The organism is Streptomyces sp. NPDC104371 (genome assembly GCF_055583785.1).
In genome coordinates, this window is the sequence record NZ_JBVJNF010000009.1 from 181,699 (window position 1) to 203,958 (window position 22,260).

Genomic DNA, 22,260 nt, shown 5'->3' on the forward strand with positions numbered 1-22,260 from the left:
TCGGGGGGTCCCCCCACCCTCAAGGTCTGGGGGAGTTCGTACGGAGATGGGTTTACGCGAAGGAGACAGGCAGATGTCCGGCCACTCTAAATGGGCCACGACGAAGCACAAGAAGGCCGTCATCGATGCCAAGCGTGGCAAGCTCTTCGCAAAGCTGATCAAGAACGTCGAGGTCGCGGCCCGCATGGGCGGCGCCGACGTGGACGGTAACCCGACGCTGTACGACGCCGTGCAGAAGGCGAAGAAGCAGTCGGTCCCGAACAAGAACATCGACTCGGCGATCAAGCGCGGCGCGGGCCTGGAGGCCGGTGGCGCCGACTACGAGACGATCATGTACGAGGGTTACGGTCCCAACGGTGTCGCGGTGCTCATCGAGTGCCTCACCGACAACCGCAACCGCGCCGCCTCGGACGTCCGCGTCGCCATGACCCGCAACGGCGGCAACATGGCCGACCCGGGTTCGGTGTCGTACCTCTTCAACCGCAAGGGCGTCGTCATCGTCCCCAAGGGCGAGCTGACCGAGGACGACGTGCTCGGCGCCGTCCTGGACGCGGGTGCCGAGGAAGTCAACGACCTCGGCGAGTCCTTCGAGGTGCTCAGCGAGGCCACGGACATGGTCGCCGTCCGCACCGCCCTCCAGGCGGCCGGTATCGACTACGACTCCGCCGAGGCCAACTTCGTCCCGACCATGCAGGTCGAGCTGGACGAAGAGGGCGCCAAGAAGATCTTCAAGCTGATCGACGCGCTGGAGGACAGCGACGACGTGCAGAACGTCTTCGCCAACTTCGACGTCAGCGACGAGATCATGGAGCAGGTCGGGGCGTAACGCCGCCGCTGGGCTTGCACGGGCCGACGGGGACACACCCGTCGGCCCGTCGCTTTGCCGGGCGTTGTCAGTGGCACCCGATAGCCTGCACGGACTTGGGGGTACTCACCGTCCGGCAGTGGCCGGGGGCGATCGAAGGAGGGGCGCTGGTGCGCGTACTGGGGGTGGACCCGGGACTGACGCGCTGCGGGGTCGGCGTGGTCGAGGGCGTGGCCGGACGACCGCTGACCATGCGCGGCGTCGGCGTCGTCCGCACACCCGCCGACGCGGAGCTGGCCCACCGCCTCGTCGCCCTCGAACAGGGCCTTGAGCAGTGGCTGGACGAACAGCGGCCCGAGTACGTCGCCGTGGAACGCGTGTTCAGCCAGCACAACGTCCGTACGGTGATGGGCACCGCCCAGGCCAGCGCCGTCGCCATGCTCTGCGCCGCCCGCCGCGGCATCCCCGTCGCCCTGCACACACCCAGCGAGGTCAAGGCCGCCGTCACCGGCACCGGCCGCGCCGACAAGGCCCAGGTGGGCGCCATGGTCACCCGGCTGCTCCGGCTCGACGCGCCGCCCAGACCGGCCGACGCCGCCGACGCCCTCGCCCTCGCGATCTGCCACATCTGGCGCGCGCCCGCCCAGAACCGACTCCAGCAGGCCGTCGCCCTGCACACCTCGAAAGGCCGTTCCGCATGATCGCCTTCGTCAGCGGCCCGGTCGCCGCCCTCGCCCCGGACTCCGCGGTGGTCGAGGTGGGCGGCATCGGCATCGCCGTCCAGTGCACACCGAACACGCTCTCCGGGCTCAGGACCGGTCAGCCGGCCAAGCTCGCCACGTCCCTGGTCGTCCGCGAGGACTCGCTCACGCTGTACGGCTTCGCGGACGACGACGAACGCCAGGTGTTCGAGCTGCTCCAGACCGCGAGCGGCGTCGGCCCCCGCCTGGCCCAGGCGATGCTGGCCGTGCACAGCCCGGACGCCCTGCGCCGCGCCGTGGCGAGCGGTGACGAGAAGGCCCTCACGGCCGTCCCCGGCATCGGCAAGAAGGGCGCCCAGAAGCTGCTCCTGGAGCTGAAGGACCGCCTCGGCGCCCCGGTCGGCGCCCCCGCGGTCGGCGCGCCGGTCACCTCCGGCTGGCGCGACCAACTGCACGCGGCCCTGATCGGCCTCGGGTACGCCACCCGCGAGGCGGACGAGGCCGTCACCGCGGTCGCCCCGCAGGCCGAGGCCGCCGGTGGCACACCCCAGGTGGGCGCCCTCCTCAAGGCGGCCCTCCAGAGCCTGAACAGAGCGCGCTGACCGGCCCCCGCACGGCGCCCCCGCGTAGACCGAACCCACCGCGACCCCCGAGGCACACGCAATGAACTGGGACGACACCGCCGACACGGCCGACACCCCCGCCCCCGAGCGGCTCGTCGGCTCGGTCGCCGACCGTGAGGACCAGGCCGTCGAGGCCGCCCTGCGCCCCAAGGACCTGGACGAGTTCATCGGCCAGGAGAAGGTCCGCGAACAGCTCGACCTCGTGCTGCGCGCGGCGCGGGCGCGCGGCGCCACCGCCGACCATGTGCTGCTCTCCGGCGCCCCCGGCCTCGGCAAGACCACCCTTTCGATGATCATCGCGGCCGAGATGGGCGCCCCCATCCGCATCACCAGCGGCCCCGCCATCCAGCACGCCGGCGACCTCGCGGCGATCCTCTCCTCCCTCCAGGAGGGCGAGGTCCTCTTCCTCGACGAGATCCACCGCATGTCCCGGCCCGCCGAGGAGATGCTCTACATGGCGATGGAGGACTTCCGCGTCGACGTCATCGTCGGCAAGGGCCCCGGCGCCACCGCCATCCCCCTCGAACTGCCGCCGTTCACCCTGGTCGGTGCCACCACACGCGCGGGCCTGCTGCCGCCCCCGCTGCGCGACCGCTTCGGCTTCACGGCGCACATGGAGTTCTACGAGCCCGCCGAACTCCAGCGCGTGATCCACCGCTCGGCGCTGCTGCTCGATGTCGAGATCGCCGCCGAAGGCGCGGCCGAGATCGCCGGCCGTTCCCGGGGCACGCCCCGTATCGCCAACCGGCTGCTGCGCCGCGTCCGCGACTACGCGCAGGTCAAGGCCGACGGCGTGATCACGAAGGAGATCGCCGCCGCCGCCCTGTCCGTCTACGAGGTCGACTCCCGCGGGCTCGACCGCCTCGACCGCGCCGTCCTGGAGGCCCTGCTCAAGCTGTTCGGCGGCGGCCCCGTCGGCCTGTCGACGCTGGCCGTCGCGGTGGGGGAGGAGCGCGAGACGGTCGAGGAGGTCGCCGAGCCCTTCCTCGTACGGGAGGGCCTGCTCGCCCGTACGCCACGGGGACGGGTGGCGACCCCGGCCGCCTGGACCCACCTCGGTCTCACCGCGCCACACGGGGCGATAGGCGGAACCACCGGTGGAAACGGACAACCGGAGCTGTTCGGGACGTGACGGCGCGGTACTCGCGTGCCCAGGAACCTGGGTGCCATGCTGAGCGTTGTTCCTTGCGTGCGGACTCGCTTAGACTCCGCCGATGCCGCCTTTGCGGGCGGCGCCGACTCCACCCATCCACCAGGCCGCCGATCCAGCAGTCGAGCGGTCGTGCGAAGGAAATTCCGTCCCGTGAGTATCAACGCATTCCTCCCGCTCATCGTGATCATCGGGGCCATGTTCCTCATGACGCGCTCGGCCAAGAAGAAGCAGCAGCAGGCCGTCAACATGCGTAATGAGATGCAGCCCGGCAGTGGTGTGCGCACCATCGGGGGCATGTACGCGACGGTCAAGGAGGTCAACGACGACACGGTTCTCCTCGACGCCGGCCCGGGTGTGGAGCTGCTCTTCGCGAAGAACTCCATCGGCGCCGTCCTCACCGACGACGAGTACAACAGGATCGTCCACGGTATCGAGCACGACCTGAAGGCCGACGGCACCGTCGTTCCGGACGACGCGTCCTCCCTCACCGAGACCGACGAGCCCGCCGACGCCGCTTCCGGCGACGGCACCGTCGACCTCGGCAAGAAGGACGCGGACAAGGCGGACGCGGACAAGGCGGACGCCGACGGGGCGAAGGCCGACGAGGCGAAGGCCGACGCAGCGGAGCCCAAGAAGACCGACGGCGAGTCCGACGCGAAGTAGTGACGCCCCGGGAGCACGGCGCGACGCGTTCGCGCCGTGCTCCCGGGACGCGTGCGTCGTTCTCGAACCGAGTCCGACACCATGTCATGGCCGCCCACGTGCCCACGCGGGGCCGGGCGGCCCGAGAGGGAGTACGAGAAGGTGGCAGCACCTAAGAAGGGCCGGAGCGCGGGCGCCCAGGGCAAGCCGGGGCGCTCGCTGGCTCTCATCCTGATCGCCATCGCGGCGCTCACCGGAGGAATGTTCGTCTCCGGGCATACCTCCCCGCGTCTCGGCATCGACCTCGCCGGTGGCACGAGCATCACGCTCAAGGCGAAGAGCGGCCAGGAATCCGCGATCAACAAGACGAACCTGGACACCGCGGTCGACATCATGGAGCGCCGCGTCAACGGTCTGGGCGTCTCCGAAGCGGAGGTCCAGACCCAGGGCGATCGCAACATCATCGTCAACATCCCCAAGGGCACGAACTCCCAGCAGGCCCGGGAACAGGTCGGCACCACGGCCAAGCTGTACTTCCGCCCCGTCCTGACCACCGAGCTCGCCAACCCGCCCGCCTCGGCCAATCCCTCGCCGAGCGCCTCCGGCAGCCCCTCGCCGAAGGCCGACGGTTCGGCGTCCCCGTCCAGCACCGCGACCTCCTCCGGCTCCGCGAGCCCGTCGGCCACGGCCACCTCGCAGGGCCGCGCGGTCACCGACGCGCTGAAGGCCGACGCCACGACCTCGCCGTCCGCGTCGCAGTCGGCGTCCACCTCGCCGAGCGCCAAGGCCTCCACCTCTGCTGACGCCTCCCCGTCGGCGAACGGTTCCGACGCCGCCGCGGCCAAGCTCCAGCAGCAGTACGCCACGCTCGACTGCTCCGACCCGGCCGCCCGCGCCAAGACCGGTGTCGGCGCCAAGCCCACCGAGCCCACCCTGGCCTGCGGCCAGAACGCGCAGAAGCAGTGGCAGAAGTACATCCTCGGCCCGGCCGAGGTCGCGGGCACGGACGTGAAGAAGGCCCAGGCCGTCTACGACACGCAGGGCGCCGGCGGCTGGAAGGTCACCATGGACTTCACGTCCGCGGGGACCAAGAAGTTCGCGAGCATCACCGGCAAGCTGGCGCAGAACCAGTCGCCGCAGAACCAGTTCGCGATCGTCCTCGACGGTGAGGTCGTCTCCGACCCGTACGTCCGCGAGGCGCTGACCGCCGGAAACGCCGAGATCAGCGGCAGCTTCGACCAGACCGAGGCCAAGAACCTCGCGAACGTCCTGTCGTACGGCGCGCTCCCGCTCTCCTTCGAGGAGCAGAGCGTCACCACCGTCACCGCCGCGCTCGGTGGCGAGCAGCTCCACGCCGGTCTGATCGCGGGCGCGATCGGCCTCGCCCTGGTCGTCATCTACCTGGTGGTCTACTACCGCGGCCTGTCGCTGATCGCGATCGCCTCGCTGCTGGTCTCCGCCGCCCTGACCTACGTGATCATGGCGCTGCTCGGCCCGACCATCGGCTTCGCGCTGAACCTCCCGGCGGTCTGCGGTGCCATCGTCGCGATCGGTATCACGGCGGACTCGTTCATCGTGTTCTTCGAGCGCATCCGGGACGAGATCCGCGAGGGCCGCTCGCTGCGCCCCTCCGTCGAGCGGGCCTGGCCGCGCGCCCGGCGCACCATCCTGGTCTCCGACTTCGTGTCGTTCCTGGCCGCCGCGGTGCTGTTCGTCGTCACGGTCGGCAAGGTCCAGGGCTTCGCGTTCACGCTGGGTCTCACCACGATCTTCGACGTGGTGGTCGTCTTCCTGTTCACCAAGCCGCTGATGACGATCCTCGCCCGCAAGAAGTTCTTCGCCGACGGACACAGCTGGTCCGGCCTCGACCCCAAGCGCCTCGGTGCCAAGCCGCCCCTGCGGCGTACCCGTCGTCCCTCCGCCCCCGTCGACCCGAAGGAGGCGTGAGAGATGTCGAAGCTCGGCAACCTCGGCGCCAGGCTCCACCGAGGCGAAGTCGGTTACGACTTCATCCGCAACCGCAAGATCTGGTACGGAATCTCGATCCTCATCACCATCACGGCCATCCTCGGCCTGACGGTGCGGGGCCTGAACATGGGCATCGAGTTCCAGGGCGGCGCCGTCTTCACCACCCCGAAGACCAGCGTCTCCGTGGCGCAGGCCGAGGAGTTCGCTCAGGACTCCTCCGGCCATGAGGCGGTCGTCCAGAAGCTCGGCACGGGCGGTCTGCGCATCCAGATCGCGGGCATCGACACGGCCAAGTCGGACCACATCAAGGCGGACCTCGCCAAGGACCTGAAGGTCGACTCGGAGAAGATCAACGCCGATCTGGTGGGCCCCAGTTGGGGTGAGCAGATCGCCAACAAGGCCTGGCAGGGTCTGGCGATCTTCATGGTGCTCGTCGTGATCTATCTGGCGATCGCCTTCGAGTGGCGCATGGCCGTCGCGGCGCTGGTCGCGCTGATCCACGACATCACCATCACGGTCGGCATCTACGCCCTCGTCGGCTTCGAGGTGACGCCGGGCACGGTCATCGGTCTGCTGACGATCCTCGGTTACTCGCTGTACGACACGGTCGTCGTGTTCGACAGCCTCAAGGAATCGACGAAGGACCTCACCAAACAGACCCGCTGGACCTACAGCGACGTCGCCAACCGCTCGATCAACGGCACGCTGGTCCGCTCGATCAACACCACCGTGGTGGCGCTGCTGCCGGTCGCCGGCCTGCTGTTCATCGGCGGTGGCGTCCTCGGTGCGGGTACGCTCAACGACATCTCCCTGTCGCTGTTCGTCGGCCTCGCGGCCGGCGCCTACTCGTCGATCTTCATCGCCACGCCGCTCGTCGCCGACCTCAAGGAGCGCGAGCCGCAGATGAAGGCCCTCAAGAAGCGGGTGCTCGCCAAGCGTGCGCAGGCCGCGGCGGGGGAGGAGCTGGTCGAGGCCCGGACCGTCGGTGGTCCGCTCGTCGACGACGAGCCGCAGGATGCCGCACCCGCGGTAGTCGGCCAGCGCAACCAGCCCGCCGCCCGTAACCGCGGGCGCGGCCGACCCTCAGGAAAGCGTCGATGACCGACATAAAGGAACTGCTGCTCAGTCGCATCCGTGACGTGGCCGACTATCCGGAGCCGGGCGTGATGTTCAAGGACATCACCCCGCTGCTCGCGGACCCGGCGGCGTTCACCGCGCTCACGGACACGCTGGCGGAGCTGGCCGTGGAGCACGGCGCGACGAAGATCGTCGGCCTGGAGGCCCGAGGCTTCATCCTCGGCGCCCCGGTCGCCGTCCGCGCCGGTGTCGGTTTCGTCCCCGTACGCAAGGCGGGCAAGCTCCCCGGAGCGACGCTCAGCCAGGCCTACGACCTCGAGTACGGCTCGGCCGAGATCGAGGTGCACGCCGAGGACCTGACCGCGGCCGACCGCGTCATGGTCGTGGACGACGTCCTCGCCACCGGCGGCACCGCCGAGGCCTCCCTGCGGCTCATCCGCCGCGCGGGCGCCCAGGTCGCCGGTGTCTCCGTCCTCATGGAGCTGGGCTTCCTCGGCGGGCGCGCCCGCCTGGCGCCCGCCCTGGACGGCGCCCCGCTGAAGGCGCTGCTCGAGGTCTGAGCGCCCCCGGCGTCGGCGCCTGTGAGGGCCGTACGACGCCGCTGAGGCGGGCCCGGAGGAATCCGGCGCCCGCCTCATACGTTTCACCAGGGGAAGGCCGCCCCAGCGGCCTGGAGGCGAGCCCGGAGCCCGGGATCGCTACCATGGGTCCTCCGGAGCCTGACCGGGGACCCGGATCGCGCATGAGGAGCCCTCTTGCCAGACGAGGCCCAGCCACTGTCTCCCAGAGCCGAACGCCTGGGGGCATCCGCAGCCGCCAAGCCCGAGTCGGCGTCGCAGGCCGCGGCCACATCCGCGCGCAGCGCGAAGAACGCCCCGCGCGGGCCGGTCGAGCGCGCCTCCGGCACGCCGGGCGAGCAGACGGCCGAGTCGTCGCGCCCCAAGCCGGCCCCGGCCGAGCGCACCCCCGCGGTCCGCCCGACCCCGGCCGCGCCCGCCCGCTCCGGCTCCTCCAACCGCGTCCGCGCCCGCCTCGCCCGCCTCGGTGTGCAGCGCGCCAACCCGTACAACCCGGTCCTGGAGCCGCTGCTGCGCATAGTGCGCGGCAACGACCCGAAGATCGACGCGGCGACGCTGCGCCAGGTCGAGCGCGCGTACCAGGTGGCCGAGCGCTGGCACCGCGGCCAGAAGCGCAAGAGCGGCGACCCGTACATCACCCACCCGCTCGCGGTGACCACGATCCTCGCCGAGCTGGGCATGGACCCGGCCACCTTGATGGCGGGCCTGCTGCACGACACGGTCGAGGACACCGAGTACGGCCTCGACCAGCTCCGCCGCGACTTCGGCGACACCGTGGCCCTGCTGGTCGACGGCGTCACCAAGCTGGACAAGGTCAAGTTCGGCGAGGCCGCGCAGGCCGAGACCGTCCGCAAGATGGTCGTCGCCATGGCCAAGGACCCCCGCGTCCTGGTGATCAAGCTCGCCGACCGCCTGCACAACATGCGCACCATGCGCTACCTCAAGCGCGAGAAGCAGGAGAAGAAGGCGCGCGAGACCCTGGAGATCTACGCGCCGCTCGCCCACCGCCTGGGCATGAACACCATCAAGTGGGAACTGGAGGACCTCGCCTTCGCGATCCTCTACCCCAAGATGTACGACGAGATCGTCCGCCTGGTCGCCGAACGCGCCCCCAAGCGGGACGAGTACCTCGCCATAGTGACCGACGAGGTCCAGGCCGACCTGCGCGCCGCCCGCATCAAGGCGACCGTCACCGGCCGCCCCAAGCACTACTACAGCGTCTACCAGAAGATGATCGTCCGCGGTCGCGACTTCGCGGAGATCTACGACCTGGTCGGCATCCGCGTCCTCGTCGACACGGTCCGCGACTGCTACGCGGCGCTGGGCACGGTCCACGCCCGCTGGAACCCGGTTCCCGGGCGGTTCAAGGACTACATCGCGATGCCCAAGTTCAACATGTACCAGTCGCTGCACACCACGGTGATCGGTCCCAACGGCAAGCCCGTCGAACTCCAGATCCGTACGTTCGACATGCACCGCCGCGCCGAGTACGGCATCGCGGCGCACTGGAAGTACAAGCAGGAGGCCGTCGCCGGTGCCTCCAAGGTCCGTACGGACGCGCCGCGTTCGACGACCAAGGACAAGGACGCCGTCAACGACATGGCGTGGCTGCGCCAGTTGCTCGACTGGCAGAAGGAGACCGAGGACCCGAGCGAGTTCCTGGAGTCCCTGCGCTTCGACCTGTCCCGCAACGAGGTCTTCGTCTTCACGCCGAAGGGCGACGTCATAGCGCTGCCGGCCGGTGCCACCCCGGTGGACTTCGCGTACGCGGTCCATACCGAGGTCGGCCACCGGACGATCGGGGCCAGGGTCAACGGCCGTCTGGTCCCGCTGGAGTCGACGCTGGACAACGGCGATCTGGTGGAGGTCTTCACCTCCAAGGCGACCGGCGCGGGCCCCTCCCGCGACTGGCTCGGCTTCGTGAAGTCGCCGCGCGCCCGCAACAAGATCCGGGCCTGGTTCTCCAAGGAGCGGCGCGACGAGGCGATCGAGCAGGGCAAGGACGCGATCGCGCGGGCCATGCGCAAGCAGAACCTGCCGATCCAGCGCATCCTGACCGGCGACTCACTGGTGACGCTCGCCCATGAGATGCGCTACCCCGACATCTCGTCGCTGTACGCGGCGATCGGCGAGGGCCATGTCGCCGCGCAGAACGTCGTGCAGAAGTTGGTGCAGGCGCTCGGCGGCGAGGAGGCCGCCACCGAGGAGATCGACGAGGCCGTGCCGCCCGCGCGGGGCCGTGGCCGTAAGCAGCGCCGCAGGGAGGACCCCGGCGTCGTGGTCAAGGGCGTCGACGACGTGTGGGTCAAACTGGCCCGCTGCTGCACGCCCGTTCCCGGTGACCGCATCATCGGCTTCGTCACCCGCGGCAGCGGTGTCTCCGTGCACCGCAATGACTGCGTCAACGTCGAGTCCCTGTCGCGCGAGCCCGAGCGCATCCTCGAGGTGGAGTGGGCCCCGACGCAGTCCTCGGTGTTCCTGGTCGCGATCCAGGTGGAGGCGCTGGACCGCTCGCGTCTGCTCTCGGACGTCACCCGGGTCCTGTCCGACCAGCACGTCAACATCCTCTCGGCGGCGGTCCAGACGTCCCGCGACCGCGTGGCCACCTCCCGCTTCACCTTCGAGATGGGCGACCCGAAGCACCTCGGTCACGTCCTGAAGGCCGTACGGGGCGTGGAGGGCGTGTACGACGTGTACCGCGTGACGTCGGCCCGCAGGCCGTGACCGCGAACTGCCCGGTGCCGTAAGGGACTTGAGGCCATAAGGAACCTGAGGGCATAGGGAACCTGAGGCCATAAGGAAGGGGGCTTCCGTACCGAAGTACGGAAGCCCCCTTCCCGCGAGCAGGCGACGGAGTCAGCCGCCGAACTCCTGAAGACCCTTCAGGGCCTGGTCCAGCAGCGCCTGGCGGCCCTCCAGCTCCCGCTCCAGCTTCTCGGCCTTCGCGGTGTTGCCCGCGGCCCGAGCCTGCTCGATCTGGCCCGTCAACTTGTCCACGGCCGCCTGGAGTTGACCGGTGAGACCCGCGGCACGCGCGCGCGCCTCAGGGTTCGTACGGCGCCACTCCGCCTCCTCGGCCTCCTGGATGGCCCGCTCGACCGTGTGCATCCGGCCCTCGACCTTCGGGCGCGCGTCCCGCGGCACATGGCCGATGGCCTCCCAGCGCTCGTTGATCGAACGGAAGGCGGACCGCGCGGACTTCAGGTCCGTGACCGGCAGCAGCTTCTCCGCCTCCCCGGCCAACTCCTCCTTCAGCTTGAGGTTCTCGGCCTGCTCGGCGTCACGCTCGGCGAAGATCGAGCTGCGCGCGGCGAAGAACACGTCCTGGGCGCCGCGGAAGCGGTTCCACAGATCGTCCTCGTGCTCGCGCTGGGCGCGGCCCGCGGCCTTCCAGTCGGCCATCAGCTCGCGATAGCGCGCCGCCGTCGGACCCCAGTCCGTCGAACCCGACAGCGCCTCGGCCTCGGCGACCAGCTTCTCCTTGACCTTGCGGGCGTCCTCGCGCTGGGAGTCGAGCTGCGCGAAGTGCGCCTTGCGGCGCTTGGAGAACGCCGAGCGGGCGTGCGAGAAGCGGTGCCACAGTTCGTCGTCCGACTTGCGGTCCAGACGCGGCAGACCCTTCCACGTGTCCACCAGCGCCCGCAGCCGCTCGCCGGCCGACCGCCACTGGTCGGACTGCGCCAGCTCCTCCGCCTCGACGACCAGCGCCTCCTTGGCATGGCGCGCCTCGTCGGACTGCTTCGCCCGCTGCACCTTGCGCTCCTCGCGGCGCGCCTCGACGGTCTCCACGAGCTTGTCCAGGCGGGTCCGCAGCGCGGCGAGATCGCCCACCGCGTGGTGCGCGTCCACCTGCTCGCGCAGGTGGCCGATCGCGGCCTGGGCATCCTTCGCCGACAGGTCGGTGGTCTTCACTCGCCGCTCGAGGAGGCCGATCTCCACAACCAGGCCCTCGTACTTGCGCTCGAAGTAGGCCAACGCCTCCTCGGGGGAGCCGGCCTGCCACGAACCGACGACCTGCTCGCCATCGGCTGTCCGCACGTACACGGTCCCCGTCTCGTCGACGCGGCCCCACGGGTCGCTGCTCACAGCGCCTCCTCCACATGATGCCTGCGCAGGGCCTTGGCACCCCCGGGCATCGTCCACAGTTTCGTCACGGCCAACATAGGCGACCGGCGGGGCGGCTGTCCGCATCCCGCGCGACCGAACTTTCGCTGCTGAGGGTCTAGGACTTCGTCACCGTCGCCTTGTTGATCACCACGGTCGCGTTCGGTGCGCCGTCACCCGCTCCGGTGCTCTCCCCGGCCGTGGCGATCTTCTTCAGTACGTCCAGGCCCTTCTTGTCGATGGTCCCGAACGGTGTGTAGGTGGGCGGCAACTGACTGTCCTGGTAGACCAGGAAGAACTGGCTGCCGCCGGTGTGCGGCTGGCCCGTGTTCGCCATCGCGACCGTGCCCGCCGGATACACGTTGCCCTTCAGGCTCTTGTCCTTGAGGTTCTCGTCCGGGAGCGTGTAACCGGGACCGCCGTTGCCGATGCCCTTCGGGTCACCGCACTGCAGCACGTAGATGCCGTTGGTGGTGAGCCGGTGGCACTTGGTGTGGTCGAAGTAGCCTTCGCCCGCGAGGAAGTTGAAGGAGTTGACGGTGTGCGGGGCCGCCGACTTCAGCGCGATGCCGATGTCACCGCAGGTGGTCGCCAGCTTCATCGTGTACGTCGCCGACGTGTCGATGGCCATCGCCGGCTCCTTCTTCCAGCTCAGCGACTTGATCTTGCCCGGAGCGGGCTTCTCGCACGGGTCCGGCGCCTTGCTGGGCGTGGGCTCGGCGCTCGGGGTCACCTCCGCCGCCGCGTTCTCCTTGGTGTCGTCGCCCTTGAAGGCGTCGGTCGCGTAGAGCGCCACGCTGCCCACGACGACCACGCCGAGCACCGACGCGATCACGGAATTACGCACACGTGACTTGCGCCGGGCGTCCGTACGCCGCTGCTGCTGCCGCAAGAACTTCTCCCGGGCGAGCTGTCGCCGCCGCTGTTCCTGGCTGACCACGGGGTTGTCTCCTCATGCGTCTCGTCCGCCGACCGGTACGCGTGCGTCGGATGTGCCGAGCGCGTGCGTGTGCCCCGTACCGTATATGGGTTCGCTGGGGAAACGGCAGCGCCGGTAGGCTCTGCCCCACAGCCAGCCACTTCTGTACGACACGACTAAGAAGGACGAACGTGCTGATTGCCGGGTTCCCCGCCGGGGCCTGGGGGACCAATTGTTACCTGGTCGCCCCCGCCGCGGGGGAGGAGTGCGTGATCATCGACCCGGGCCATCGGGCCTCCCAGGGGGTCGAGGAGGCACTGAAGAAGCATCGGCTCAAGCCCGTCGCGGCCGTCCTCACCCATGGCCATGTCGATCATGTGGCCTCGGTCGTCCCGCTCTGCGGCGCGCACGACGTGCCCGCGTGGATCCACCCGAGCGACCGGTACATGATGAGCGACCCGGAGAAGGCGCTCGGCCGCTCCCTCGGGACGCCGCTGATGGGCGAGCTGACCATGGGGGAGCCGGACGACCTCAGGGAGCTGTCCGACGGTACGAAGCTGGAGCTGGCCGGTCTGGAGCTGTCCGTCGCGCATGCGCCCGGCCATACCAAGGGGTCGGTGACCTTCCGGCTGCCCGAGACCGCGGACATCCCGTCGGTCTTCTTCACGGGCGACCTGCTGTTCGCCGGCTCCATCGGACGCACCGACCTGCCCGGCGGTGACATGGCCGAGATGCTCGACTCGCTGGCCCGCGTGTGCCTGCCGCTCGAGGACTCGACCGTGGTGCTGTCGGGCCACGGTCCCCAGACGACCATCGGCCAGGAGCGCGCCACCAACCCGTATCTGCGGCAGGTGGCCGCCGGCCAGGGAGCCCCGACCGCTCCCCGACGAGGAATGTGACGAGAGACCTTCCGTGAGCACCTTCAAGGCCCCCAAGGGCACTTACGACCTGATCCCGCCCGCGTCCGCCGCCTACCTGGCGGTGCGCGAGGCGATCGCGGCCCCGCTGCGCAACTCCGGCTACGGCTACATCGAGACGCCCGGCTTCGAGAACGTCGAGCTGTTCGCGCGCGGCGTCGGCGAGTCCACCGACATCGTCACGAAGGAGATGTACGCCTTCGAGACCAAGGGCGGCGACCGGCTCGCCCTGCGCCCCGAGGGCACCGCCTCCGTGCTGCGCGCCGCGCTGGAGGCGAACCTGCACAAGGCGGGCAACCTGCCCGTCAAGCTCTGGTACTCCGGCTCGTACTACCGCTACGAGCGCCCGCAGAAGGGCCGCTACCGCCACTTCTCGCAGGTCGGCGCGGAGGCGATCGGCGCCGAGGACCCGGCGCTCGACGCCGAGCTGATCATCCTGGCCGACCAGGCGTACCGCTCGCTCGGCCTCAGGAACTTCCGCATCCTGCTCAACAGCCTGGGCGACCGCGAGTGCCGCCCGGTGTACCGGGCAGCGCTCCAGGACTTCCTGCGCGGCCTGGACCTCGACGAGGACACCCTGCGCCGCGCGGAGCTGAACCCGCTGCGCGTCCTGGACGACAAGCGCCCGGACGTCCAGAAGCAACTGGGCGACGCCCCGCTGCTGCGGGACTACCTCTGCGACGCGTGCAAGGCGTACCACGAGGAGGTCCGCGAGCTGATCACCGCCGCGGGGGTGTCCTTCGAGGACGACCCGAAGCTGGTCCGCGGCCTGGACTACTACACGCGTACGACCTTCGAGTTCGTCCACGACGGCCTCGGCTCGCAGTCCGCGGTGGGCGGCGGCGGCCGTTACGACGGCCTCTCGGAGATGATCGGCGGCCCCGCGCTGCCGTCCGTGGGCTGGGCGCTCGGCGTCGACCGCACGGTGCTGGCGCTGGAGGCGGAGGGCGTCGAGCTCCAGCTCCCCGCGGCCACGAGCGTGTTCGCCGTCCCGCTCGGGGAGGAGGCCCGCCGCGTCCTGTTCGCGACGGTCACCGAACTGCGCAGGCAGGGCGTCGCCGCCGACTTCGGCTACGGACACAAGGGCCTCAAGGCCGCGATGAAGGCAGCCAACCGGTCCGGGGCGCGCTATGCCCTGGTGCTCGGCGAGCGGGACCTCGCCGAGGGCGTCGTCCAGCTCAAGGACATGGAGTCCGGCGAGCAGCAGGCGGTCGGCGTGGACACGATCGTCGCCGAACTGGCGAAGCGACTCGGCTGACGGCCGGGCCGGGCGGCCGTGTGCCGCCCGGCCGAGGCACCGCGGACCGTCAACTTCGCGAGCGCCGATTCGCCCGTCCCGGTGCTCCCACTTTCGAGGCATCGCACGGTGGACTCCACAGGTACGTGCGGCACAATGACCCCAGTCCGCAGGCCCACCACTCGAGCATCGGAAGCGGCGTGATGAGCAAGACGACAGTCAAGGACGTCTCCATGGGGTCCAGCGAGCGCGAACCCGCAGCCGTCTCCAGGACGGCGGGCGGCAGCCGCGCGTTCGCCCTGCTGCTGGCGATCACCGGTGCGGCCGGTGTGCTCGCCGCATGGGTCATCACCCTCGACAAGTTCCAGATCCTCGAGGGAAAGCTGGCCGGCAAGACCGTCGTCCCCAGTTGCAACCTCAACCCGATCATTTCCTGCGGCAGCGTCATGGAGAGCAAGCAGGCGGGTGTCTTCGGGTTCCCCAACCCGATGCTCGGCCTCGTCTGCTACGGCATCGTCGTCTGCGTCGGCGTGAGCCTGCTCGTCGGCGCCCGCTTCCCGCGCTGGTACTGGCTGACGTTCAACGCCGGCACGGTGTTCGGAGTGGGCTTCTGCACCTGGCTGATGTTCCAGTCGCTGTACCGGATCAACGCGCTGTGCCTGTGGTGCACGCTGGCCTGGATCGCCACGCTCGTCATGTTCTGGTACGTGACCTCGTTCAACATCCGCAACGACTTCCTGCCCGCCCCGCGCCCGGTGAAGAACTTCCTGAGCGAGTTCACCTGGGTCCTGCCGGTCACGCACACGGGCATCATCGCCATGCTGATCCTGACCCGCTGGGGCAGCCAGCTCTGGGCCTGAGCCGCGGCCGGGGCACCGGCCCCGGCGGCGTTGTCAGTCCGGTGACATAGGGTTTCGAGAGTGGAGCCCGACCTGTTCACCGCAGCCGCAGAAGAACGCCAGGAGAAGGACCCGACCGGCAGCCCCCTGGCGGTCCGGATGCGCCCACGCACTCTCGACGAGGTGGTGGGCCAGCAGCATCTGCTGGGGCCGGGATCCCCGCTGCGCAGACTGGTCGGCGCGGGCGACGGCGGCCCCGCCGGACCCTCCTCAGTGATCCTCTGGGGCCCGCCCGGCACCGGCAAGACGACACTGGCGTACGTCGTCTCGAAGGCCACCAACAAGCGCTTCGTCGAGCTGTCGGCGATCACGGCGGGCGTGAAGGAGGTCCGCGCGGTGATCGACAGCGCCCGCCGGGCCACCGGCGGCTTCGGCACCGAGACCGTCCTCTTCCTGGACGAGATCCACCGCTTCAGCAAGGCCCAGCAGGACTCCCTGCTCCCGGCCGTGGAGAACCGCTGGGTCACCCTGATCGCGGCCACCACGGAGAACCCGTACTTCTCGGTGATCTCCCCGCTGCTCTCCCGCTCCCTGCTGCTCACCCTCGAACCGCTCACGGACGACGACATACGCGGCCTGCTGCGCCGGGCCCTGGCCGCCGAGCGGGGCCTGGGCGGCGCCGTCACGCTCCCCGAGGACACCGAGGCCCATCTGCTGCGCATCGCCGGCGGTGACGCCCGCCGCGCCCTGACGGCCCTGGAGGCCGCGGCCGGGGCCGCCCTCGACCAGGGTGAGCCGGAGATCGGCCTCGCCACCCTGGAGCAGACCGTCGACCGCGCCGCGGTGAAGTACGACCGCGACGGCGACCAGCACTACGACGTCGCGAGCGCCCTGATCAAGTCCATCCGCGGCTCGGACGTCGACGCCGCGCTGCACTACCTGGCCCGGATGATCGAGGCGGGCGAGGACCCCCGCTTCATCGCCCGCCGTCTGATGATCTCCGCCAGCGAGGACATCGGCCTGGCCGACCCCAACGCGCTGCCGATCGCCGTCGCCGCCGCCCAGGCCGTCGCGATGATCGGCTTCCCCGAGGCCGCGCTCACCCTCAGCCACGCCACCATCGCCCTCGCCCTGGCCCCCAAGTCCAACACGGCGACCACGGCGATCGGCGCGGCCCTGGACGACGTCCGCAAGGGGCTCGCCGGACCGGTCCCCACGCATCTGCGCGACGGCCACTACAAGGGCGCGGCCAAGCTCGGCCACGCCCAGGGGTATGTGTATCCGCACGATCTGGCGGAGGGCATCGCCGCCCAGCAGTACGCCCCGGACGCGCTCAAGGACCGCGAGTACTACACCCCGACCCGGCACGGCGCCGAGGCGCGGTACGCGGACGCCGTGGAGTGGACCCGCAAGCACCTCGGCCGACGCCGGTCCTGACCCCCGAGGGGGCCGGGTTCCCGGGGTCGAAGGCGGTCATGGGCACCCTGTAGACTGCTCCCCAGTGCTGCGTCCCGTGTCCGACTCCGGTCGGCACCACCAGAACGGGACATCCAGCCGGAACCCCACCGCCGTACGGCGAGGGGATCCAGGAGCGTCGCGCACCGTCGAACGGTGTCGCGGGCAGCCCACCACCTCCCCGGCAGCCCCGGAGAACAGGTCGGTGGGCCTCTCGCGTGCTGCACGTATGTGCCCAGACCAGGGAGCGGCTGCCCGGCAGGTCCCACGCGGACCCGCGGGGTTTCCCCGGCTGCGGATGCGACCTCCCCTAACCCTGGTGAAGCCGTATTCATACAGAAACACGAGGTGTTTGGTTCATGGCGAACCAGTCCCGCCCCAAGGTCAAGAAGTCGCGTGCCCTCGGTATCGCGCTGACCCCGAAGGCCGTCAAGTACTTCGAGGCCCGCCCCTACCCGCCGGGTGAGCACGGCCGCGGCCGCAAGCAGAACTCGGACTACAAGGTCCGTCTGCTGGAGAAGCAGCGTCTGCGCGCTCAGTACGACATCTCCGAGCGTCAGCTCGTGCGCGCCTACGAGCGTGCCTCCAAGGTCCAGGGCAAGACCGGTGAGGCCCTGATCGTGGAGCTGGAGCGCCGTCTCGACGCGCTGGTCCTGCGTTCGGGCATCGCCCGCACGATCTACCAGGCCCGCCAGATGGTCGTCCACGGCCACATCGAGGTCAACGGCCAGAAGGTCGACAAGCCGTCGTTCCGCGTCCGTCCCGACGACGTCGTGATGGTCCGCGAGCGCAGCCGTGAGAAGTCGCTCTTCCAGGTCGCCCGCGAGGGTGGCTTCGCCCCCGACGGCGAGACCCCGCGCTACCTCCAGGTGAACCTCAAGGCCCTGGCGTTCCGCCTGGACCGTGAGCCGAACCGCAAGGAGATCCCGGTGATCTGCGACGAGCAGCTCGTCGTCGAGTACTACGCCCGCTGATCACTCAGCAGCGACGCGTCACTCGCAGCACGTCAAGCCCGTCGTCTCCCGCCTCCCGGCGGCGAGACGGCGGGCTTGCCGCGTCCGGGGCGGGCGCCGCGGCGCCCTCGCCCCCGTCCCCCGAACCGCCCGGAATCCGGTACGGACGCACCGCCCCGGCGCGATAGGCTCGGAGAACGACTTTTCAATGTTCAGACACGTTCCAGGGAGCGGGTGCGCACGGTGTCCGGTGGAGAGGTAGCCGGGATCCTCGTGGCCGTCTTCTGGGCGATCCTGGTCTCCTTCCTGGCTGTCGCGCTCGCCAGACTGGCCCAGACGCTCAGGACGACCACCAAGCTGATCGCGGACGTGACCGACCAGGCCGTCCCATTGCTGGCCGACGCCTCCGACGCGGTGCGCTCCGCACAGACCCAGATCGACCGGGTCGACGCGATCGCCTCCGATGTCCAGGAGGTCACGTCCAACGCCTCGGCGCTGTCGTCGACGGTGGCGTCCACCTTCGGCGGCCCCCTGGTGAAGGTCGCGGCGTTCGGCTACGGCGTCCGCAGCGCCATCGCGGGCCGCCGGGAGAACGTGACCGCCAAGGTGCCCCGGCGTACCGTGATCGTGGGCCGTACCGTCCCGACCTCCGCGCGCCGGAGGAAGCGGAACAACCGGGGAAGCAACCGGGAAGAGGGGCTCTGACCGAGCGATGTTCCGCCGTTCGTTCTGGTTCACCACAGGCGTCGCCGCCGGTGTGTGGGCCACCACCAAGGTCAACCGCAAGCTGAGGCAGCTCACCCCCGAGAGCCTCGCCGCGCAGGCGGCGAACAAGGCGATCGAGGCGGGCCACCGGCTCAAGGACCGCGCCACGGACTTCGCGCTCGACGTCCGGGCGGGCATGGCCCAGCGCGAGGCCGAACTCGACGACGCGCTCGGCCTGTCCGCGCCGGTCGACGAGCTTCCCGCCCCCCGGCGGTTCACCGCCATCGAGAACCACAACAACCCGAAGTACGTCGAGAGGTCGACGTACTCGTACAACCGGAATGAGGACCACTGATGGAGTCGGCTGAAATCCGCCGCCGCTGGTTGAGCTTCTTCGAGGAGCGCGGTCACACCGTCGTCCCTTCGGCGTCGCTCATCGCGGACGACCCGACTCTGCTCCTCGTCCCGGCCGGCATGGTGCCCTTCAAGCCCTACTTCCTGGGTGAGGTCAAGCCGCCGGCCCCGCGCGCCACCAGCGTGCAGAAGTGCGTGCGCACGCCCGACATCGAAGAGGTCGGCAAGACCACGCGGCACGGCACGTTCTTCCAGATGTGCGGCAACTTCTCCTTCGGCGACTACTTCAAGGAAGGCGCCATCAAGTACGCCTGGGAGCTGCTCACCACGCCCCAGGACAAGGGTGGTTACGGGCTGGACCCCGAGCGCCTGTGGGTCACCGTCTACCAGGACGACGACGAGGCCGAGCAGATCTGGCGCGACGTCGTGGGCGTCCCGGCCGAGCGCATCCAGCGCCTGGGCAAGAAGGACAACTTCTGGTCCATGGGCGTGCCCGGCCCGTGCGGACCCTGCTCCGAGATCAACTACGACCGCGGCCCCGAGTTCGGCGTCGAGGGCGGCCCCGCCGTCAACGACGAGCGGTACGTGGAGATCTGGAACCTCGTCTTCATGCAGTACGAGCGGGGCAAGGGCATCGGCAAGGAGGACTTCGAGATCCTCGGCGACCTGCCGAGCAAGAACATCGACACGGGCCTCGGCCTGGAGCGGCTCGCCATGATTCTGCAGGGTGTGCAGAACATGTTCGAGATCGACACCTCCATGGCCGTGATCAAGAGGGCCACCGAGCTGACCGGCGTGGCCTACGGCGAGGCGCACGCCTCGGACGTGTCCCTGCGCGTGGTCACCGACCACATGCGCACCGCCACGATGCTCATCGGCGACGGCGTCACCCCGGGCAACGAGGGCCGCGGCTATGTCCTGCGCCGCATCATGCGCCGCGCCATCCGCAACATGCGTCTGCTCGGCGCCACCGGTCCGGTCGTCAAGGACCTGGTCGACGTCGTGATCGGCATGATGGGCCAGCAGTACCCCGAGCTGATCACCGACCGCGAGCGCATCGAGAAGGTCGCCGTCGCCGAGGAGAACGCCTTCCTCAAGACGCTGAAGGCCGGCACCAACATCCTCGACACCGCCGTGACCGAGACCAAGGCCACGGGCTCCACGATCCTGCCCGGCGACAAGGCGTTCCTGCTCCACGACACCTGGGGCTTCCCGATCGACCTCACCCTGGAGATGGCCGCCGAACAGGGCCTGTCCGTGGACGAGGAGGGCTTCCGCCGCCTGATGAAGGAGCAGCGGGAGCGCGCCAAGGCCGACGCCCAGGCCAAGAAGACGGGCCACGCCGACCTCGGCGCCTACCGCGAGATCGCCGACGCCGCCGGAGCGACCGACTTCATCGGCTACTCCGACACCGAGGGCGAGTCCACGATCGTCGGCATCCTCGTCGACGGCGTCTCCTCCCCGGCCGCCTCCGAGGGCGACGACGTCGAGATCGTCCTGGACCGTACCCCGTTCTACGCGGAGGGCGGCGGTCAGATCGGTGACACCGGCCGCATCAAGGTCGACTCCGGTGCCGTCATCGAGGTCCGCGACTGCCAGAAGCCCGTCCCGGGTGTCTACGTCCACAAGGGCGTCGTCCAGGTCGGCGAGGTCACCCTCGGCGCCAAGGCCCACGCCTCGATCGACGCCCGCCGCCGCAAGGCCATCGCCCGCGCCCACTCGGCCACCCACCTCACCCACCAGGCCCTGCGCGACGCCCTCGGCCCGACGGCCGCCCAGGCCGGTTCGGAGAACCAGCCCGGCCGCTTCCGCTTCGACTTCGGCTCGCCGTCCGCCGTCCCGACGGCCGTGATGACCGACGTCGAGCAGAAGATCAACGAGGTGCTCGCCCGCGACCTCGACGTGCACGCCGAGGTCATGGGTATCGACGAGGCCAAGAAGCAGGGCGCCATCGCCGAGTTCGGCGAGAAGTACGGCGAGCGCGTCCGCGTCGTGACCATCGGCGACTTCTCCAAGGAGCTGTGCGGCGGCACGCATGTGCACAACACCGCCTCGCTCGGCCTGGTGAAGCTGCTCGGCGAGTCCTCGATCGGCTCCGGTGTGCGCCGTATCGAGGCCCTGGTCGGTGTGGACGCCTACAGCTTCCTCGCCCGCGAGCACACGGTCGTCAACCAGCTCACCGAGCTGCTCAAGGGCCGCTCGGAGGAACTGCCGGAGAAGGTCGCCGGGATGCTCGGCAAGCTGAAGGACGCCGAGAAGGAGATCGAGAAGTTCCGCGCCGAGAAGGTGCTCCAGGCCGCCGCCGGTCTCGCCGAGTCCGCCAAGGACGTCCGCGGGATCGCCGTGGTCACCGGGCAGGTGCCGGACGGCACGACGCCCGACGACCTGCGCAGGCTGGTCCTGGACGTACGCGGCCGTATCCAGGGCGGCCGGGCCGTCGTGGTCGCCCTGTTCACCGTCAACAACGGCAAGCCGCTCACGGTCATCGCGACCAACGAGGGCGCCCGTGAGCGCGGTCTGAAGGCCGGTGAGCTGGTGCGGACCGCCGCCAAGACCCTCGGCGGCGGCGGTGGCGGCAAGCCGGACGTCGCCCAGGGCGGCGGCCAGAACCCGGCCGCCGTCGGCGAGGCGGTCGAGGCCGTCGAGCGCCTGGTCGCCGAGACCGCCAACTAGGAAGCGGTCACACGTAATGAGAAGAGGACGCCGACTCGCGATCGATGTCGGTGACGCCCGGATCGGGGTCGCCTCGTGCGACCCCGACGGGATCCTCGCCACTCCGGTGGAGACGGTCCCGGGACGTGACATCCCGGCAGCCCAGCGGCGCTTGAAGCAGCTCGTCGAGGAGTACGAGCCGATCGAGGTCGTCGTCGGGCTGCCCCGCTCCCTCAAGGGGGGCGAGGGCCCGGCCGCGGTCAAGGTCCGCGGCTTCACCCAGGAACTGGCCCGCATGATCGCGCCGGTTCCGGTCAGGCTCGTGGACGAGCGGATGACCACGGTGACGGCGAGCCAGGGACTGCGCGCCTCCGGCGTCAGGTCCAAGAAGGGCCGCGCGGTGATCGACCAGGCCGCGGCCGTCATCATCCTCCAACAGGCCCTGGAATCCGAAAGGGTGTCAGGGAAGTCCCCGGGCGAGGGCGTCGAAGTGGTCATCTGATCGCGATACGGTAACGTTCCGCGCGATGCGATGGCATTCGAACAGCCGCCGCACAGCAAAGAGGCGGAACGCGGGC

At 70.0% G+C, this 22,260-nt stretch carries 20 protein-coding genes; 18 read left to right on the forward strand and 2 right to left on the reverse strand.

The window, feature by feature from the left end; translation table 11 throughout:
- Positions 1-73: 73 nt before the first annotated feature.
- From ACZ60T_RS26025 to ACZ60T_RS26065, 9 genes are all read left to right on the forward strand, one after another.
- Positions 74-826 carry a YebC/PmpR family DNA-binding transcriptional regulator gene (locus tag ACZ60T_RS26025; RefSeq protein ID WP_365631155.1) on the forward strand — a complete coding sequence of 251 codons (753 nt, stop codon included), beginning with the start codon at positions 74-76 and terminating at the stop codon, positions 824-826.
- Between the two features lie 149 nt (positions 827-975).
- Positions 976-1,506 (forward strand): crossover junction endodeoxyribonuclease RuvC, encoded by a 531-nt coding sequence (gene ruvC / locus ACZ60T_RS26030; RefSeq protein WP_365631358.1) that lies wholly within the window; start codon positions 976-978, stop codon positions 1,504-1,506.
- A complete protein-coding gene (gene ruvA / locus ACZ60T_RS26035) occupies positions 1,503-2,108 on the forward strand; it encodes a Holliday junction branch migration protein RuvA (protein ID WP_469668070.1) in 606 nt (201 codons plus the stop codon). Before ruvC ends, ruvA begins: the two co-directional genes overlap by 4 nt.
- A 61-nt stretch (positions 2,109-2,169) precedes the next feature.
- Positions 2,170-3,261 carry a Holliday junction branch migration DNA helicase RuvB gene (gene ruvB / locus ACZ60T_RS26040; protein ID WP_365631159.1) on the forward strand — a complete coding sequence of 364 codons (1,092 nt, stop codon included), beginning with the start codon at positions 2,170-2,172 and terminating at the stop codon, positions 3,259-3,261.
- 171 nt (positions 3,262-3,432) lie between these two features.
- Positions 3,433-3,945 (forward strand): preprotein translocase subunit YajC, encoded by a 513-nt coding sequence (yajC, locus tag ACZ60T_RS26045; protein ID WP_365631161.1) that lies wholly within the window; start codon positions 3,433-3,435, stop codon positions 3,943-3,945.
- Positions 3,946-4,086: 141 nt separating this feature from the next.
- Entirely contained in the window at positions 4,087-5,871 is a 1,785-nt protein-coding gene (gene secD / locus ACZ60T_RS26050) for a protein translocase subunit SecD (RefSeq protein WP_469668071.1), read from the forward strand.
- Positions 5,872-5,874: 3 nt separating this feature from the next.
- Positions 5,875-6,993, forward strand: coding sequence for a protein translocase subunit SecF (gene secF / locus ACZ60T_RS26055; RefSeq protein ID WP_469668073.1), 1,119 nt, complete (start codon positions 5,875-5,877; stop codon positions 6,991-6,993).
- The gene (locus tag ACZ60T_RS26060) at positions 6,990-7,529 is read left to right on the forward strand and encodes an adenine phosphoribosyltransferase (protein WP_252423602.1); all 540 of its coding nucleotides are present in this window, start codon (positions 6,990-6,992) and stop codon (positions 7,527-7,529) included. The genes secF and ACZ60T_RS26060 overlap by 4 nt, the downstream gene beginning before the upstream one ends.
- A 195-nt stretch (positions 7,530-7,724) precedes the next feature.
- Positions 7,725-10,271 (forward strand): RelA/SpoT family protein, encoded by a 2,547-nt coding sequence (locus ACZ60T_RS26065; protein WP_469668074.1) that lies wholly within the window; start codon positions 7,725-7,727, stop codon positions 10,269-10,271.
- A gap of 132 nt (positions 10,272-10,403) precedes the next feature.
- Here the strand turns inward: ACZ60T_RS26065 and ACZ60T_RS26070 are convergent, their stop codons facing one another.
- Positions 10,404-11,633, reverse strand: coding sequence for a DUF349 domain-containing protein (locus ACZ60T_RS26070; protein ID WP_365631168.1), 1,230 nt, complete (start codon positions 11,631-11,633; stop codon positions 10,404-10,406).
- A gap of 136 nt (positions 11,634-11,769) precedes the next feature.
- Positions 11,770-12,591: a peptidylprolyl isomerase gene (locus ACZ60T_RS26075; protein ID WP_365631170.1), complete on the reverse strand. Its 822-nt coding sequence runs from the start codon at positions 12,589-12,591 to the stop codon at positions 11,770-11,772.
- Positions 12,592-12,761: 170 nt separating this feature from the next.
- Between ACZ60T_RS26075 and ACZ60T_RS26080 the strand changes: the two genes are divergently transcribed.
- The 9 genes from ACZ60T_RS26080 (at position 12,762) to ruvX (ending at position 22,184) form a co-directional block, all read left to right on the forward strand.
- A complete protein-coding gene (locus ACZ60T_RS26080; protein ID WP_469668075.1) occupies positions 12,762-13,469 on the forward strand; it encodes an MBL fold metallo-hydrolase in 708 nt (235 codons plus the stop codon).
- 13 nt (positions 13,470-13,482) lie between these two features.
- On the forward strand, positions 13,483-14,745 hold the full coding sequence (gene hisS, locus ACZ60T_RS26085) for a histidine--tRNA ligase (protein ID WP_365631174.1): 1,263 nt from the start codon (positions 13,483-13,485) through the stop codon (positions 14,743-14,745).
- Positions 14,746-14,927: 182 nt separating this feature from the next.
- Positions 14,928-15,584: a vitamin K epoxide reductase family protein gene (locus tag ACZ60T_RS26090; protein WP_365631176.1), complete on the forward strand. Its 657-nt coding sequence runs from the start codon at positions 14,928-14,930 to the stop codon at positions 15,582-15,584.
- A gap of 60 nt (positions 15,585-15,644) precedes the next feature.
- The gene (locus ACZ60T_RS26095; protein WP_469668076.1) at positions 15,645-17,000 is read left to right on the forward strand and encodes a replication-associated recombination protein A; all 1,356 of its coding nucleotides are present in this window, start codon (positions 15,645-15,647) and stop codon (positions 16,998-17,000) included.
- A 377-nt stretch (positions 17,001-17,377) separates the two neighbouring features.
- Positions 17,378-17,992 (forward strand): 30S ribosomal protein S4, encoded by a 615-nt coding sequence (gene rpsD, locus ACZ60T_RS26100; protein WP_252423588.1) that lies wholly within the window; start codon positions 17,378-17,380, stop codon positions 17,990-17,992.
- A 213-nt stretch (positions 17,993-18,205) separates the two neighbouring features.
- Positions 18,206-18,676 (forward strand): DUF948 domain-containing protein, encoded by a 471-nt coding sequence (locus ACZ60T_RS26105; RefSeq protein WP_469668077.1) that lies wholly within the window; start codon positions 18,206-18,208, stop codon positions 18,674-18,676.
- A gap of 7 nt (positions 18,677-18,683) precedes the next feature.
- On the forward strand, positions 18,684-19,031 hold the full coding sequence (locus tag ACZ60T_RS26110; protein WP_365631183.1) for a hypothetical protein: 348 nt from the start codon (positions 18,684-18,686) through the stop codon (positions 19,029-19,031).
- Positions 19,031-21,703 carry an alanine--tRNA ligase gene (alaS, locus tag ACZ60T_RS26115; protein WP_469668078.1) on the forward strand — a complete coding sequence of 891 codons (2,673 nt, stop codon included), beginning with the start codon at positions 19,031-19,033 and terminating at the stop codon, positions 21,701-21,703. The genes ACZ60T_RS26110 and alaS overlap by 1 nt, the downstream gene beginning before the upstream one ends.
- A 16-nt stretch (positions 21,704-21,719) precedes the next feature.
- Positions 21,720-22,184 (forward strand): Holliday junction resolvase RuvX, encoded by a 465-nt coding sequence (gene ruvX, locus ACZ60T_RS26120; protein WP_365631187.1) that lies wholly within the window; start codon positions 21,720-21,722, stop codon positions 22,182-22,184.
- The last annotated feature ends 76 nt before the right edge of the window (positions 22,185-22,260 follow it).